The sequence below is a fragment of the Deinococcus arcticus genome (assembly GCF_003028415.1).
Taxonomy (GTDB): domain Bacteria; phylum Deinococcota; class Deinococci; order Deinococcales; family Deinococcaceae; genus Deinococcus; species Deinococcus arcticus.
Genome location: NZ_PYSV01000003.1, coordinates 110,705 through 125,616 on the forward strand (window position 1 = coordinate 110,705; position 14,912 = coordinate 125,616).

Genomic DNA, 14,912 nt, shown 5'->3' on the forward strand with positions numbered 1-14,912 from the left:
CCCCCTTTCCAAGCCCTCTCCACTTTCTTTCCCAGGAGGAACACCCATGCTGGAATCGATCAAGAAACTCCGTGAACTGACGGGCGCAGGCATGATGGACGTGAAAAAGGCCCTGGCCGACGCCGGCAACGACGAGGACAAGGCCATTGCCCTGCTGCGCGAGCGCGGCATTGCCAAGGCGGTGAAGAAGGGTGACCGCGAGGCCAAGGAAGGCATCGTGCGCTTCAAGGTGGACGGCAACCGCGCCGCCATCGTGGAAGTGAACAGCGAGACCGACTTTGTGGCCCGCAACTCTGACTTCCAGGCCGTGGTGGAGCAGCTGGCCCAGGCCGCGCTGGACGCGAAGACCAGCGACATTGAAGAGTTCAAGAACTTCAGCGTGAACGGCGAAACCGTGGCCACCCTGGTGGCCGCCACCGCCGGCAAGATTGGCGAGAACATCGTGCTCAACCGCGTGGCCTACCTGGAAGGCAGCACCGTGGCTGGCTACGTGCACAGCAACGGCAAGATTGGCGTGCTGGTGGACGTGGACGGCGGCAGCGAGGCCCAGGCCAAGGACGTGGCCCTGCACGTGGCCGCCGAGCGCCCCCAGTTCCTGAGCCGCGATGAGGTGAACAGCTCCGACATCGAGAAGGAGCGCGAGATCCTGACGAACAAGGCGCTGAACGAGGGCAAGCCCCAGCAGATCGTCGAGAAGATCGTCGAGGGCCAGATCGGCAAGTTCTACTCCGAGAAGGTGCTGCCCGAGCAGGCCTTCGTGAAGGACAACAGCCTGACGGTGGCCAAGTACCTGGGCGAGGCCAAGGTCAAGCGCTTCGTGCGCTTCGAGATCGGCGCATAAAATCGTGAACAGGGCCCCTCAAAAGGGGCCTTTTTCCTGACGCGGCCCCGCAACTGTTTTCTCTGTTCCCGGCGGCCGCGTGTTCTGGCTGCCGGCGTTTCGTTTCCCCTCCTCAGCGAGGTACACATGTTCAAGCGCGTCTTACTCAAGCTTTCGGGCGAGTTTCTGGCCGGGGAATCCGGTTTTGGCATCAGCCCCGAGACCACGGCGGCACTGGCCCGGCGCCTCACGGCGGCGCTGGACGGCACGGGCGTGGAACTGGCGGTCGTGATTGGCGGCGGCAACTTCTGGCGCGGCGAACGCAACGGCAAGGGCATGGACCCGGCCACCGCCGATTACATCGGGATGCTGGGCACCGTGATGAACGCCATGGCCCTGCAAGACGCCATGGAAACGGCCGGGCGCCCCACCCGCGTCATGAGCGCCATTCAGATGGCGGCGGTGGCCGAGCCCTACATTCGCCGCCGCGCCATTCGCCACCTGGAAAAAGACCGCGTGGTGATTTTTGGCGGCGGCAACGGCGCGCCCTTTTTCACCACCGACACCACCAGCACCCTGCGCGCCCTGGAAATTGGCGCCGAGGTGGTGCTGATGGCCAAGAACAAGGTGGACGGCGTGTACGACAGCGATCCGCGCAAGAACCCGGACGCCAAGTTCATCGCGCAGGCCACGCACCTGGAAGTGGTGGAGCAGCGCCTGGAAGTGATGGACGCCACCGCCCTGACCCTGTGCATGGACCGTGGGCTGCCCATCGTGGTGTTCGACCTGTTCCAGGAAGACAACCTGCGCCGCCTGTTGCAGGGCGAGCGCGTGGGCACACTGATCCAGAGTTAAGTCGCTCGCTGTTGATCTTTAGATCAACCGAGCGGGCTGGAACAGCTGCGCCGCAGAGCGAGTCCCGAAAAAAGTACGTTGCCTCTCACGTTGCGACTTTGCAGGAGAGCACCGAACAGGCTCCACTCCCGGTGCAGCGTACTTCAGGCGCAGGAAGCGGGGCGCAGGCGGCAGGAAAGGCAAGCGGCGGGCGGGTCGGGCCGGGGCCTTACCCTCAAGGCATCCACAATGCGACTCCCTGCGCCCCGCGCCCTGCCACCCGCCTCCCATCCTTTACACTGACCCCACTTTCCCCAGAAAGGAGACTTCCCCACATGGCTGACATGAAATCCATTCAGGCCGACGCCCGAGAGAAGATGGGCAAGGCGATTGAAGCGCTGGAAAACAACCTCTCGGTGCTGCGCACGGGCCGTGCCAACCCCGGCATTCTGAAAAAGGTGCTGGTGGACTACTACGGCTCCACCATGCCCATTGATCAGGTGGCCAGCATCACCACGCCCGACGCCCGCACGCTGGTGATTACGCCCTGGGACCGGGGCGCACTGAACCCCATTGAAAAGGCCATCCGCGACAGCGATCTGGGCCTGAACCCCAACAACAAGGGCGACACCATCTTTATCTCGCTGCCCATGCTGACCGAGGAGCGCCGCCGCGACCTTGTGAAGAACGCCAAGAACTACGCCGAGGACGCCCGCATTGCCATTCGCAACATCCGCAAGCACGCGCTGGATGAAGTGAAGAAGGTCGAAGGCATGGGCGACGACGACATCAAACGCGGCGAGGCCGAGGTGCAGAAACTCACCGACGAGTACGTGGCCCGGGTGGAAACAACGTTCCAGAAGAAGGAGCAGGAAATCCTAGGGTGAGGCGCCTGGCGTTCGATTTCGGAACATCTGGCCCAGTACCAGATGTTCCTCCATCTTCCGCCAACCGCTTGATTTGTCACACGCTTCGCTCGGATGAACCTCGCGGTTCATCTGCACTTGTTTGGTCGCTGCGCGCCGGTTGTCGGGCGTGGGGTGTGAAGTGGGGGGCCGTGCCTCCCTCCTACACCCCACGTCCCACATCCTCTCTGGAGGGGCCACCATGGAGTCGCTGAGCTCGCGCATTCTCACCAGCGTGGTGGGCTTTGCCATCCTCAGTGTGGTGGTGTGGATCGGCTGGGGGGCGCTGCTGCCCGCGCTGATCGTGGTGGCGGTCATGGCGCTGCGCGAGTACATCCGCATGCTGGACCGCAACGACATTGACGTGCGGCGCATGAGCCTGGTGGTTTTCGCCGTGGCGCTGCTGGTGGCCAGCCTGCCCATGTGGCCGGGCACGCCGTGGCCCGGCGGCTCTTGGCGCGAGGCGGTGCTGACGGTGGCGGCCGGCTACTTTCTGGTGGTAGAGGTGATCCGCCCCGGCGAGCGGCCCCTGGAGCGCGTGGTGTACTCGCTGTTCGGGCTGCTGTACATTCCCTGGCTGCTGGGCTATTTTCTGCTGCTGCGCTACAGCCCCGACGGGCAAGATGGCCTGCTGTACTTTGCTCTGCCGCTGCTGGCCACCTTCGCAGCCGATATTGGCGGCTATTTCGTGGGCCATTTCTTCGGGCGGCGCAAGCTGGCCCCGGAAGTCAGCCCCGGCAAAACGGTGGAGGGCTCGATTGGCGGCCTGATTTTCAGTTTTCTGATGGTGCTGGGTCTGACCACGGTCACGCACATCTGGACCCCGTTCGAGGCGCTGCTGTATTCCATTCTGGTGGCCAGCGCCAGCCAGCTGGGCGACCTTGCCGAGAGCCTGCTCAAACGCGCCCTGAAAACCAAGGACAGCGGCACCAGCCTGCCCGGCCACGGCGGCTTTCTGGACCGGGTGGACAGCCTGCTCTTTGCCGTGCCCGCCACGTACCTGTTTCTGAACATCAGCGTCTTTACGCGGTAGAGGCGGACGGCGCGACAACAGACCGGGCGGCCTGTGTGGGCGGCCCGGTTGGCCGTTCCGGGGCCTTTGCCCACAGCTTTGGAGCGGGTCTTCCACTAGCATGGCGGCAATGACGCAGCTGGGGCAGAACAACCGCATCACCGTGCTGGGCAGCACCGGCAGCATCGGCACGCAGACACTGGACATCGCGCGGGAACGGGGCTGGCGGGTCACGGCGCTGGCCGCCGGAAAGAATCTGGACCTGCTGGCCGAGCAGGTGCGCGAATTTGGCCCGGCGGTGATCAGCGTGGACGAGGCCGTGTATGCCCAGGCCCGCGAGCGCTTTGCCGGGCGGACGGTGGTGGCCGACCCGAGCGCGCTGGCCGTGCTGGAGACCGACGTGGTGGTGAACGCCATGAGCGGTCTGATTGGGCTGGGCCCCACCCGCGCCGCACTGGAAGCCGGGCAAGCGGTGGCCCTGGCGACCAAGGAAGCGATGGTCACGGCCGCCCATCTGATGTGGGAGGCTGCGGCGAAAGGCGGCGGGCGCGTGGTGCCCATTGATTCGGAGCACACCGGCGTCTTTCAGTGCCTGACGGGCGAGCACCCGGACGACGTGGCCGAGGTGATCCTGACCGCCTCCGGGGGCCCCTTCCGCGAGGGCCCGGCCGACCTGGGCGGCGTGACCCCCGAGCAGGCCCTGAGGCACCCGTCGTGGCGCATGGGCCCCAAGGTCACCATTGACAGCGCCACCCTGATGAACAAGGGCCTGGAGGTCATGGAGTGCGCCAGCCTGTACGGCCTGCCGCTGTCGCAGGTGGGCGTGGTCATTCACCCGCAGAGCCTGATTCACGCGGCGGTGCGTTTCCGGGACGGCAGCCTGAAGGCGCAGTTTGGCCCCACCGACATGCGCCTGCCCATCGCCTACGCCATTGACGCCGCCCCCACCGGCATGACCCGCCCCGGCGACGTGCGCGGCGCGCGGCGCGGGCGCGAGGTGGGCAGCCACCTGGGCTGGCACATGCGCGGCGAGTGGTCGTTTAGCGCGCCCGACCTGGGCCGGTTTCCCTGCCTGGCCCTGGCCTACCGCGCGGGCGAGGCCGGCGGCCTGAACCCCGTGGCCCTGAACGCCGCCGATGAAGTGGCGGTGGACGCCTTTCTGGCCGGGCAGATTGGCTTTCTGGACATTCCCCGCCTGATTGAGCGGGTGCTGGATGAAACCCCGGCGGGCACCCTGACCTGGGCCGCCCTGGCCGACACCGACGCGTGGGCGCGCACCCGGGCCCGGGAACTGTGTGGGGTCGGGGTGCGCGCGTGAACGTGCTGGAAGGCATTGCCGCCGCCCTGACCCCGCTGGGGCTGCTGTGGACGCTGCTGATCATTGGCGTGGCCACCTTCATTCACGAACTGGCGCACTACGCGCTGGCGCGGCGCCAGGGCGTGGCGGTGCAGTCTTTCAGCATTGGCATGGGGCCGGTGCTGCTGCGCCGGGCCTGGCGCGGGACCGAATGGCGCCTGAGCCTGCTGCCCATCGGCGGCTACGTGGAAATTGACGGCATGGCCCCGGAAGACGACGGCCAGGGCGGCTACCGGCAGCCCACCCGGGGCTTTGCCGCGCTGCCCGCGTGGGGCAAGGTGGCCATTTTGCTGGCTGGACCGCTGGTGAACCTGCTGCTGGCCGTGGCGCTGATGACCCTCAACTTCAGCGCCCAGGGGGTGCCCGAAACCGCGCGCCAGGACCGGGCATACATCTCGGGCATCGTCTCGGGTTCGCGCGCCCAGCAACTGGGCTTACGGGCCGGTGACGTCATCACAGCTGTCGACGGGCAGCCGCTCCCGCAGACGTTCACCCAGGACGGCCAGACCCTTCCTGGCTGGCAACGCGTGCAGCGCGCCCTGGCAACCGACGGTCGGCGGACATTGACGGTAGAGCAGGCGGGCGTGGCACGCCAAATCACCTTCGATTGGGAGGCCCGCGTTGGCGGTACCCAGCAGAGGCTGGGGATTCAGTATGGCCCCCTCATCGAATACCGCCGCCTAAGCGTGCCCGCAGCATTCAGCAACTCGCTGCGCGTTACTGCCGAGGCGCTGCCGCAGGTGCTGCGCTCCTTTGCGGGCCTGTTCCAGCGCTTCTTTACGCTGGACCTCTCGCGCGATGAGAACGTGAGCGGGCCCATTGGCACCGCTGAGATTGTCAGCCGGGCGGCGGCCCTGAGCCCCTGGGCCCTGGTGCAGGTGGCCATTTTGCTGAACCTCTCGCTGGCATTTTTCAACCTGCTGCCCATTCCAGGCCTGGACGGCGGGCGCATTGTCCTGGTGCTGGTGGGCGCCCTGCGCGGCCGACCCCTGAGCTTTGGGCAGGAGCAGGCCATCACCTTTGCCGGCTTTGCCCTGGTGATGGCCCTGATGGTGTTTGTGGTGGTGCGGGACGTAACGCGGTTTTTTTAGGGAAGGCAGGAGGCAGAGAAATGGATATTGCCACGGCCCACGCCTGTCAACCTCTCAGCGCCGATCCCTCACCGCGCGTTCCCCTCTTGTTCCCGCGCACTGCCTCCCGCTTCCCGCCTCCTATTCCACTTCCCGCTCCACCCGCATCCCCACCCCCGTCAGCACCTCGTATTCCACAGTGCCGCCCCAGGCGGCCACATCGGTCACCGTGATGTCCTGGGGGCCCCACAGGGTCACCCAGTCGCCCACCTGCACGTTCAGGCCGCTCACGTCCACCATCAGCTGGTCCATGCAGATGCGGCCCAGGACCGGGCGGCGCTCGCCAGCCACCAGCACCTGGGCCTGCCCGGTGGCGCCCCTGGGGTAGCCGTCGCCGTAGCCCAGGCCCACAGTGGCCACCCGGGTGTCCTGCGCCGCGCGCCACAGGCCGCCGTAGCTGACCGTTTCGCCGGCGCGCGCGGTGTGCAGGTGCGTGACGCGGGCCTGCAGGGTCATGACCGGGGTCAGGGGGACGGCGGCGCGCAGGTGGGCGGGTGCAAAGCCGTAGGCGGCCAGTCCGGGGCGGGCCAGTCCCATGCCGGGCAGCGCCCCGAAGCTCAGCACCGCGCCCCCATTGGCGGCGTGCACCAGCAGCGGTTCCGGGGTGACGGGCAGGGCCGAGAGCACCCCCTGAAAGCGGCGCAGTTGCTCGTGGGCAAAACTGGGGTCGGGTTCGTCGGCAGTGGCAAAGTGGGTGTACACCCCCTCCAGCAGCCCCCGCTGGGCCAGGCGGCGGCCCACGGCCACGGCGTCCTCGGGCCGCGCGCCCAGGCGGTTCATACCGGTGTCCACCTTCAGGTGCGCGCGGGCATGACCGGGTAGGGCCTCGGCCTCGGCCAGCGAGGCCACGGGCAGGCGCACGCCTAGGTCAGCCAGGGGGCCCACCTCATGGGGCATGGGCGGGGTCAGCAGCACCACGGGGCGGCCCAGCCCCAGGGCGGCCAGGGCGGCGGCCTCCTGCGGGGTGGCCACCGCCAGCCCCCAGAGGGCCGGGTGCGGGGCGGCCACGCGGGCCACCTCGCTCAGACCGTGCCCGTAGGCATTGGCCTTGACTGGCAGCAGCAGCGGCGCGCCGGCCCGGGCCGAGAGGGCGCGCAGGTTGGCGCGCAGGGCCCCGGCGCCCAGCAGGGCGCGGGCGCGGGCGGCCAGGAGAGGCGGGGAGGCAGGGCGCATCTGGGCTGAATGCTAGCGCCAGAAGCCGGCAGTATGCTGGGCGGCAGCCCATGCCCACCCTCTGCCCTGCCCGCGCCCTGACCGCCGCCCTGGCCCTTGCCGGGGCCCTGCTGAGCCCCGCCGCCGCCGCCCAGACCGGGGGCATCCTGCCGCTGGTGTCGGTGGGAGAAAAATGGCCCCAGGCACAGGAAACCTATGAAATTCGCGTGTCGGCCCAGAATGCCGGGCGACCCCTGGGCCTGGAGGTGTACTCGCCGGGCTTTAACCTCGCGGACTACGTGGATGGCCGCCGGAGTGAGGGCTACTTTGGCGACGAGCTGTACAAGAAAAACGAGCCGTTTGAAACCACCTTCACCCTCAGCGGTCCAGGCGGCACCGTTACCGAGCGGCGCTTCGGCCTGGGGCGCGAGCACACCTGGGAGAGCCTGTTCTCGGGAGGCCTGCCTGCCGGCACCTACACCCTGAAGGTGACCAGCAGGGGCGACGGCAAGAACTCGTTTGCCCTGCGCGTGGCCGCGCCCTTTGCCCTGGAAACCAGCGACTTCAGCGTGAACGCCCGCAGCACCGACGCCGAGGGCCAGCTGCTGGCCGCACGGCTGAACGTGACCGCCGACTGGGCAGGCAAGACCCTGAACCTGCTGAACTACGACGTGGACGGCCCCCAGGAAGCCGAGCTGTGGGCCGTGCAGCCCGGCGGCGCCCGCGTGAATCTCACGCCCAGCGAGAACGGCCGCACGGTCACGGACAGCTTTGTCATCACCCCGGCGCTGGTGGGCGAGTGGGGGCTGTATATCCGGGTGCTGCCCACCACCAAGCAGTACAGCAACGCCATTCGCTACAGCTTCCGGCTGGGCGAGCAGGCGGTGCGCGCCAGCGTGGGCGGTTTTACCCTGCCCGAGACCGTGAAGATGAACAACCAGTTGCTGGTGGAGGTGGTGGACCCCCAGGGGCGCCCCATTCCGGGAGCCTCGTACACCCTGGTGGGCGACAGCGTGGTGCGCCCGGTGCTGCCCGCCGGCTACCTGCCGGTGGACGCCGCGCTGGTGACCGGCACGGGCAACCGGGTCTCCTCCACCGAGATTCGCTATCAGCCGGGCTTTACCAAGGTGCGCTTTGTGGCCCGCGCGCCGGAGGGGCAGCTGCAGGTGGAGGCGGTCGCGCTGTACGGCGGCCAGCGCCTGCCGCTGAGCGGCGTGCCTTTTGAGGTGGCGGGGCGGACCCTGACCACCCCGGCCACCGTGCCCCTGGCGCCCGGCGATTACCCGGTGACCCCCACACCCATTCCCGGCAGCGCGGTGACGCCGCCCCTGCCCGGGCGCGTGAGCGACGGCGCGGCGGGCCGCGTGACGATTGAGTACCGCGTGCGCACCGATCTCACGCTGGTAACGGCCCCGGACATCCTGAACGTGTGCGACGTGACGCAGCTGACCGCCCTGGCCAAGACGGAGTTTCCCTACCGCCTGCCAGGCCGCCTGAACCTGACCCTGCCGGGCGGCTGGACCAGTGATTACCCGCTGGAGGTGGCCGGGGAGTTCAACGCCGCACAGCCGCTGCGCCTGAAGGTGCCCGTGCGCGTGTGCCGCACTGACACGGCCGAGGCCACGCTGGACCCGGCTGGCCTGCGCGTGACCGGGCAGGCGCGGGTGCGCAACCCCGGCGGCGCCAACGTGACCCGCACCGTGGAAGGCGGCGCGCGGGCCAGCCTGCACAAGAGTGTGGAGGCCGCCGCGCAGGGCTATCAGGTGACGCTGGTGCTGACGGTGGACAGCACCCTGGAAAATGTGCGCCTGACTGACCCCCTGCCCACCGGCGGCGCGCAGCCGGCCGTGCGCGGGCCGCTGCAGGTCCAGGGGCCCAGTCTGGCCAACACCAATCCGCGTTTCGAGGGCGACGCGATTGTGCTGACCCGCGTGATTCCCGGCACCTATACCCTCAGCTACACCCTGTTCACCGACCAGCCGGCCGACCGCGTGGTGACTGCGCCGGACCTGGGCTGGTAGCCCCCGGTCTCCACCGAAAGGTTCACGCCTTCCAAACCGTTCTCAGGTAGGCTGGGGGTCATGAAGCGATTTGTGCCAGCCTTGCTGGGCCTGTGGCTTGCGGCCTGTGGCGCGCAGCCCGGCCCGCCGCAGGTGGGCGACCTGCTGAGCGCCCCCACTGCTCTGAACGTGAACGGCCAGATGGTGACGGTGGGGGCGGTGCCGGCCGCCAGTGCCCAGGGGTTTGGCGTGCGCGTGCAGCTGAATTCGGCGCGCCGTCCCCTGCCCCCGGTGCAGCTGGACGGCGTGTTCGTGGTGGGCGGCGAGGGCCTGTGGAAAGCCCCCATTCGCGGCGCGGGCACCCAGGCGGCGGTGTGGGGGCGCAACGCGGCGGGGCTGCAGGCCGGCGAGCCCGTGCAGGTGGTTGTGCGCCTGCGTGATGACCGGGGCCGGGTGCTGTGGCTGCGCGGCCCCCAGACCCGCGTGGGTCAGGCGCCCTGACGCTGGGCGCAGCGCGACCCTGTGCCCGGCCAGGACCAGAGAGGAAAGGCTGAATCCCAGCGCCGGTTCTCCCTGTTTTCCAGGCTGGATATAGGCCCCCGGTCAGGCCAGCTTCAGGCGAAATCCGCCCTCCACAGCCTCTACCGGCGCCTGCTGGCTGCGCAGGGTCAGTCCCTCTCCTTGCAGCAGCCGGCCCTCCTGGGACACGCGAAGGTCCGCGCCGCTCAGCATCACCACTTCCCCCAAGCCCGACATCAGGGGATGGTCACCCGCGCTGAGCGTCAGGCATGCGCGGCCAAAGACCTCTGCCTGTACGCTGTCGTGACCAAAGCGCAAGAAGCGCTGGTGCAGCACAAGGCCGTCGCCCAGCACAATCATGTTGAGCGGATCAAATCCTTGCAGGCTCAGAGGAGTTGTGGACTGAACCACCACCCGTGGCCCCTCGGCACGCGCAAAGGACTGCCGGGCCTCGGCCCGGTGGTTGGCGACGCGTTCCACCTCAGCCTGCACCCAGGCCCTCACCGCTGGCGTGACCGGATCTAGTTGCCTGGCGGGCACCTGCGCTGCCAGCAGCTCGTCGAGGGCCACCCGGTTGAGCACCGCTGCCGGCCAGCCGGGCCCCAGCCGGTCCAGCAGCGTGGCGTAGGCGGCGCCTGTCACGTAGGTTCGTGCCCGCACCGCCCCGGCAGACCAGTCGGCGGCAGGCAAGACAGGCGACTCGCCCAAAAACCGCAGTTCTACGAAGTGGGCCAGCCCCTCGCGCCGTTCCATGGCCCGCTCATAGGTCACGTGCTCGGGGGCGAGGTGTGCAAAGCGCGCCCGGCGCCAGGCCAGAGCGCGCCCGGCTTCCATCTGCCACGCCTCGCCGGTGGCAGCCAGGGCCCGCTGCAGCGCCGCCGTTTCCATCGCCCGACTTGAGAGCACCGCCGGGTCGGCTGTGGGGTAGGTCAATGCGTCCAGTTCATTGGCCTGCCACACCTCCGGCGCCGCGCGCTGCTGATATACGTGAAACGCCTCATGCACGGCCAGGGCCGCCAGCATCCTGGGCGTGGGCGCCTCGGCAAAGCTGCGGCCCAGCAGGGTGGCCACCCCGGTGCCGTTCGCCAGAGACGCTGCCGAATTGGCCGTGACACAGGGGTGACGTCCAGGAAAAAGCCAGCCGTCCCCCGCGACCTGCCAGCCCGGCTCGCCGGGGTCAGCGTTCCAGAGGCGGGTGTCGTGGCCGTCGTACGTCAGATAGGGCACCTGGGCCGGTGTGAATCCGGGCCACAGGGACCCAGGCGCAGCAGCGATCAAGGCCAGAGACTGGCGGAACAGCTCGGTGAACATGAGGGGGCCTCCGTGGCCTTCAGGGCGCAGTGAACTCAGGGGCCAGCGGCACGTTTGAGCCGCAAGTTCTCCTGCATTCCCCACACGCTCCGGGCTCCCGCTGAATCTACCCCGGGGTCACCACGCCGTCGCGCACGTTCAGGTGGTGGTCGGCCTGGGCGGCGATATCGCGGTCATGGGTGATCAGCACCACGGTGCGCCCAGCCTGCGCCGCGCCGCGCAGCAGCTCCAGCACACGCTCGCCGGTACGGGTGTCCAGGTTGCCGGTGGGCTCGTCGGCCAGCAGGACCTCCGGGTTGCCGACCAGGGCGCGGGCAATGGCCACCCGCTGCGCCTCGCCGCCCGAGAGCTGCCCGGGCAGGTGCCCAGCGCGGCGCTCCAGGCCCACCAGGGCCAGCAGTTCGCGGGCGCGCTCGCGCCGCTCCCGGGGTGGGCGCCCGGCCAGGGCCAGCGGAAACTCCACATTTTCCTGCGCGCTCAGAATGCCCACAAGGTTGTGGTTCTGGAACACAAAGCCGTAGTGGGCCAGCCGGAAATCGGCCCGGGCCGCCTCGGACAGGGTGGTCAGGGTGGTGCCCCCCACCGTCACCTGCCCGGTGGTGGGCGTGTCAAAACCCGCCAGCAGGTTCAGGAGGGTACTTTTGCCGCTGCCCGAGGGCCCCACCACCGCTGTCAGGCCGGGGGCAAAGGTGTGGGTCAGGGGCGCCAGGGCCTGCACCTGACCGTCGCCGCTGGGGTACACGCGTGCGAGGTCCTGAACGCGCAGGGTCAGGGGGTGGGCGGAGGGATGCACCGTCATCTCAGACCCGTTCATCTCAGACCCGCCCCAGCGCTTCAGTGATGTTCAGGCGGCTGGCACTGCGCGCGGGCAGCAGACCCGACAGCAGCCCCAGCAGAAAGGAGATGCCCAGCGCCAGCGCCACGAGGCGCGGGGTCAGGGCGGCCGCGTCAATACCCGCCAGCCCCTGCGTGTACACGTTCACCACGGCGATGCCCAGCAGCCCCAGCAGCACCCCAAACACCCCACCGACCAGCGAGAGCAGCAGTGATTCGGTCAGCACCAGCGCGCGCACGAAAGCCGGCCGGGCCCCGATGGCACGCAGGGTGGCAAATTCCCGGGTGCGCTCGAAGACGCCCATCATGACGGTGTTCGCCACCGCCAGCCCGCCCACGATCAGGGCAATCAGGGAAATGCCAAAGCGCACCGCGTCGCTGATGCGCAGGGCCCGCTCAATGAAGCTCAGGAAGTCGGACTGGGTGGCGGCTTCCAGGTCCAGCTTCTGGGCAATCTGGGTGGCCACCGCCCGGGCCTCACGGGGGTTTTGCAGCTTGACCGCCACCAGCGACACGCGGTCCTGGGCGCCCTCGGCCCGCTGCAGCGTGTCCAGTGGCAGGAAGATGAAGTTGTCCACCAGCCCCGATTCAGGGGCCAGCACGCCCACCACCTTCACGCTGGAGCGGCGGTTGAGGTTCAGGCGGCTGCCCAGGTCCAGCCGCAGGTTCTGCGCGGCCTTGGCGCCCACCACCGCCGCGCCGGCCGCGTTGTCGCCCGCCTGCAGGGTGCGGCCCCGGGCCACGGCGGCGCTGGGAAACACCGCGCCAATGCCCAGGCCCCCGGCGGGCAGGCCGTAGAGCACCGCGCTCTGGGTGGGGTCCAGGCTGCCGCGCACCGCCATGATGACCGGGGTGACGCTTTGAATCCCCAGTTCCGGGGCCAGCCGCTGCAGGTCCTGAACGGTGCTCTGGGGCAGGTTGGGATGCAGCGACATGCCCTGCGAGAGCGGGGTGAGGCTGACCTGAATATCCGGGCCGATGCCGCCCAGTTCCGAGACGAACACCTTGCGGATTCCCTCGCCCAGCGACAGAAAAATCACCATGCTGGCCACCGCCACCGTGATGCCCAGCGCCGTGAGCAGGGTCCGCACCCGGCGCCGGGTCAGCCCCCGCCACGCGAGTCTCCAGAGGTCAGCTGCCGTCATGGCCCCCAGGCTACGCCGTGCCGGGCGGGACATGGCGGCACGGGCCAGCGGGAAAAGGGGCCCTTTCCCCTCCAGCTAACCGCACGGGCCTCATGAACCCGGACAGGCCGCACCCACACCCCAGCCGCAAGGCGCGCTCATGGGGGCCCCGTAGGGTGGCAGCCATGCGCGCGTTGTTGCCCCTGGCCCTGCTGCTGTCCTTTCCGGCGGCCCACGCCCAGACCCTGCTGCCGCTGGATTCCCGCCCCGCCACCCGGGTGCTGCCGGCCCTGATCGCCGGCCTGCGCGGGGCCCCGGTGCAGGTGCCGCCCGCCGGGCTGCTGGGCAATGCCACCACGGGGGCCGACCCGGCGGCCCTGGAGGCGTGGCTGCAGGCCCAGCCAACAACGGGCCCGCTGATTGCTGCGCTGGACGCGCTGGCCTACGGCGGCCTGGTGCAGTCGCGCACCAGCCCGCTGAGCGCCGAAGCGGCCCTGGCGCGGCTGACCCCCCTGCGCACCTGGCAGGGGCGCACCGGGCAGCCGGTGTACGCCTTTATCACCCTGCCGCGCGAGCCGGACGCGACCAACCGCGCGCGTAATCTGGCCGTGGTGCGCGCGGTGATGGGCTGGGCGCGCGAGGGCCGCCTGAAAGAACTGCACGTGACCTGGGACGACGCCCTGCCCGGCAGCCCGGCCCCAGGTGAGGGCGCTGCGCTGGCCCAGGAGGCCCCAGCCAACGTGCGCGTCTACCCCGGCGCCGACGAGGTGTTGAGCCTGCTGGCCGCCCGCGCCCTGGCCCCGGAAGCGGCCACCGTGCGCCTGGAGTACAGCGACCCCGCAGCCGCTCAGGCGGTCATGAAGTACGAGGGCATTCCCCTGACCCAGAGCGCGCTGAACCACGCGCAGGGCGCCGGGTTCACGGTGGTGGAAGGCGGCCGGGCCGACCTGACCCTGTACGTGTATAGCGGCGGCGACCCGCGCCGGGCGGCCCTGCGGGTGAGCGCCCTGCTGCGTCAGGGTCCTGTGGCGGTGGCCGACGTGGCGCAGGTGAACCTGGGCAACACCCGCTTCTGGGGCGACCTGCGCACCCTGCGCCAGCACGCCAACCTGCGCGCCCTGGCGGCCTGGGGCACCCCGGGCAACAACCTGGGTTCGGCGCTGGCCCACGCCAAACTCAGCCTGCGCGGCGCCGATCCTCTTCGCCAGGACGCCCTGCTGGCGCGCGAATTTGCCAACGACGTGATCTATTCTGCCCAGGTGCGCGCCCGCCTGCGCGCCCTGATTCCTGAAGCGCAGCTCAGTACCCCTGAAGGGCAGGCCGCGCTGAAGCAGGCGGCCGAGGGTTTTTTCCCGCTTCGCATGGGCAACACCTACACCCTGGACGACGCCGAATTGCCCTGGGGCCGCTCCTTTGAATGGGATTTCACGCTGGAACAGCAGGAAGACAGGAAGTAGAGAGGGCGAAAGGCGGTGCTCCCGGGCCCAGCAACGACCGGAGAAGTGCGGTGTGATCCGGGACGCCTCTGAGACGGACTCTGATTGAATCCAGCATTCTGCCGGATGAAATCCGAGCAGTGCGAGGAGGAGAACAACGGGTTCCGGGCGTGGAGTTGGCAATCCGGTTCTGTTCCGGATTGTGGGCGTTACAGACGGAATCCGTATGATGCCAAAGCCTCCTGGGAAGCGCGCAGGGGTGCTGCTCTATCGCCGGAAACCCTTCTTTGCTCTGCTCCGCTCTGCTCATCCCTCGCCTTCGGCTCACCTGAGTCCCGTATGAACGCCTCACCGCGGGCGCCCCTCTGACCCAGAGAGCAAGCCGTGCCCCTGCTTGCCGGGGCAGAGGGGCTCAGGGTGTTCGGCCGGCGCTCCTTCCGGGGCGACCCGCCAGCAAGGACCGGCGCCCGTGCCGGCC

Annotated in this window: 13 protein-coding genes; 9 read left to right on the plus strand and 4 right to left on the minus strand. The window is 69.1% G+C overall.

Annotation, left to right across the window (positions count from 1 at the left end; all coding sequences use genetic code 11):
* Positions 1 to 46: 46 nt before the first annotated feature.
* The 6 genes from tsf (at position 47) to C8263_RS04270 (ending at position 6,019) form a co-directional block, all read left to right on the plus strand.
* Positions 47 to 841: a translation elongation factor Ts gene (gene tsf, locus C8263_RS04245; RefSeq protein ID WP_107136871.1), complete on the plus strand. Its 795-nt coding sequence runs from the start codon at positions 47 to 49 to the stop codon at positions 839 to 841.
* 126 nt (positions 842 to 967) lie between these two features.
* Positions 968 to 1,675 (plus strand): UMP kinase, encoded by a 708-nt coding sequence (pyrH, locus tag C8263_RS04250; RefSeq protein WP_107136872.1) that lies wholly within the window; start codon positions 968 to 970, stop codon positions 1,673 to 1,675.
* Positions 1,676 to 1,989: 314 nt separating this feature from the next.
* Positions 1,990 to 2,541: a ribosome recycling factor gene (frr, locus tag C8263_RS04255; RefSeq protein WP_107136873.1), complete on the plus strand. Its 552-nt coding sequence runs from the start codon at positions 1,990 to 1,992 to the stop codon at positions 2,539 to 2,541.
* Between the two features lie 220 nt (positions 2,542 to 2,761).
* Positions 2,762 to 3,592 (plus strand): phosphatidate cytidylyltransferase, encoded by an 831-nt coding sequence (locus tag C8263_RS04260; RefSeq protein ID WP_199188304.1) that lies wholly within the window; start codon positions 2,762 to 2,764, stop codon positions 3,590 to 3,592.
* A gap of 109 nt (positions 3,593 to 3,701) precedes the next feature.
* Positions 3,702 to 4,889: a 1-deoxy-D-xylulose-5-phosphate reductoisomerase gene (gene dxr / locus C8263_RS04265; protein WP_107136874.1), complete on the plus strand. Its 1,188-nt coding sequence runs from the start codon at positions 3,702 to 3,704 to the stop codon at positions 4,887 to 4,889.
* Positions 4,886 to 6,019: a M50 family metallopeptidase gene (locus C8263_RS04270; protein ID WP_107137025.1), complete on the plus strand. Its 1,134-nt coding sequence runs from the start codon at positions 4,886 to 4,888 to the stop codon at positions 6,017 to 6,019. The genes dxr and C8263_RS04270 overlap by 4 nt, the downstream gene beginning before the upstream one ends.
* Before the next feature lie 120 nt (positions 6,020 to 6,139).
* Here the strand turns inward: C8263_RS04270 and alr are convergent, their stop codons facing one another.
* Positions 6,140 to 7,231, minus strand: a complete 1,092-nt coding sequence (gene alr, locus C8263_RS04275; RefSeq protein WP_107136875.1) for an alanine racemase — start codon at positions 7,229 to 7,231, stop codon at positions 6,140 to 6,142.
* 50 nt (positions 7,232 to 7,281) lie between these two features.
* Here alr and C8263_RS04280 point away from each other — a divergent pair, with 50 nt between their 5' ends.
* Together C8263_RS04280 and C8263_RS04285 are read left to right on the plus strand one after the other, a co-directional pair.
* Positions 7,282 to 9,231 carry a hypothetical protein gene (locus C8263_RS04280; protein ID WP_107136876.1) on the plus strand — a complete coding sequence of 650 codons (1,950 nt, stop codon included), beginning with the start codon at positions 7,282 to 7,284 and terminating at the stop codon, positions 9,229 to 9,231.
* Positions 9,232 to 9,291: 60 nt separating this feature from the next.
* Positions 9,292 to 9,711: a hypothetical protein gene (locus C8263_RS04285; RefSeq protein WP_107136877.1), complete on the plus strand. Its 420-nt coding sequence runs from the start codon at positions 9,292 to 9,294 to the stop codon at positions 9,709 to 9,711.
* A gap of 102 nt (positions 9,712 to 9,813) precedes the next feature.
* Here the strand turns inward: C8263_RS04285 and C8263_RS04290 are convergent, their stop codons facing one another.
* The 3 genes from C8263_RS04290 to C8263_RS04300 form a co-directional block, all read right to left on the minus strand.
* The gene (locus tag C8263_RS04290) at positions 9,814 to 11,040 is read right to left on the minus strand and encodes a hypothetical protein (protein ID WP_107136878.1); all 1,227 of its coding nucleotides are present in this window, start codon (positions 11,038 to 11,040) and stop codon (positions 9,814 to 9,816) included.
* A gap of 106 nt (positions 11,041 to 11,146) precedes the next feature.
* Positions 11,147 to 11,839 (minus strand): ABC transporter ATP-binding protein, encoded by a 693-nt coding sequence (locus tag C8263_RS04295; RefSeq protein WP_107137026.1) that lies wholly within the window; start codon positions 11,837 to 11,839, stop codon positions 11,147 to 11,149.
* Between the two features lie 16 nt (positions 11,840 to 11,855).
* Entirely contained in the window at positions 11,856 to 13,019 is a 1,164-nt protein-coding gene (locus C8263_RS04300; RefSeq protein ID WP_107136879.1) for an ABC transporter permease, read from the minus strand.
* Positions 13,020 to 13,183: 164 nt separating this feature from the next.
* Between C8263_RS04300 and C8263_RS04305 the strand changes: the two genes are divergently transcribed.
* A complete protein-coding gene (locus C8263_RS04305; protein WP_107136880.1) occupies positions 13,184 to 14,455 on the plus strand; it encodes a DUF4127 family protein in 1,272 nt (423 codons plus the stop codon).
* The last annotated feature ends 457 nt before the right edge of the window (positions 14,456 to 14,912 follow it).

Bases quoted from the DNA above. Each gene is read 5' to 3' on its own strand.
- tsf (WP_107136871.1), top strand. From the start codon at position 47: ATGCTGGAATCGATCAAGAAACTCCGTGAACTGACGGGCGCAGGCATG.
- pyrH (WP_107136872.1), top strand. From the start codon at position 968: ATGTTCAAGCGCGTCTTACTCAAGCTTTCGGGCGAGTTTCTGGCCGGG.
- frr (WP_107136873.1), top strand. From the start codon at position 1,990: ATGGCTGACATGAAATCCATTCAGGCCGACGCCCGAGAGAAGATGGGC.
- C8263_RS04260 (WP_199188304.1), top strand. From the start codon at position 2,762: ATGGAGTCGCTGAGCTCGCGCATTCTCACCAGCGTGGTGGGCTTTGCC.
- dxr (WP_107136874.1), top strand. From the start codon at position 3,702: ATGACGCAGCTGGGGCAGAACAACCGCATCACCGTGCTGGGCAGCACC.
- alr (WP_107136875.1), bottom strand. From the start codon at position 7,231: ATGCGCCCTGCCTCCCCGCCTCTCCTGGCCGCCCGCGCCCGCGCCCTG.
- C8263_RS04280 (WP_107136876.1), top strand. From the start codon at position 7,282: ATGCCCACCCTCTGCCCTGCCCGCGCCCTGACCGCCGCCCTGGCCCTT.
- C8263_RS04285 (WP_107136877.1), top strand. From the start codon at position 9,292: ATGAAGCGATTTGTGCCAGCCTTGCTGGGCCTGTGGCTTGCGGCCTGT.
- C8263_RS04290 (WP_107136878.1), bottom strand. From the start codon at position 11,040: ATGTTCACCGAGCTGTTCCGCCAGTCTCTGGCCTTGATCGCTGCTGCG.
- C8263_RS04295 (WP_107137026.1), bottom strand. From the start codon at position 11,839: ATGACGGTGCATCCCTCCGCCCACCCCCTGACCCTGCGCGTTCAGGAC.
- C8263_RS04300 (WP_107136879.1), bottom strand. From the start codon at position 13,019: ATGACGGCAGCTGACCTCTGGAGACTCGCGTGGCGGGGGCTGACCCGG.
- C8263_RS04305 (WP_107136880.1), top strand. From the start codon at position 13,184: ATGCGCGCGTTGTTGCCCCTGGCCCTGCTGCTGTCCTTTCCGGCGGCC.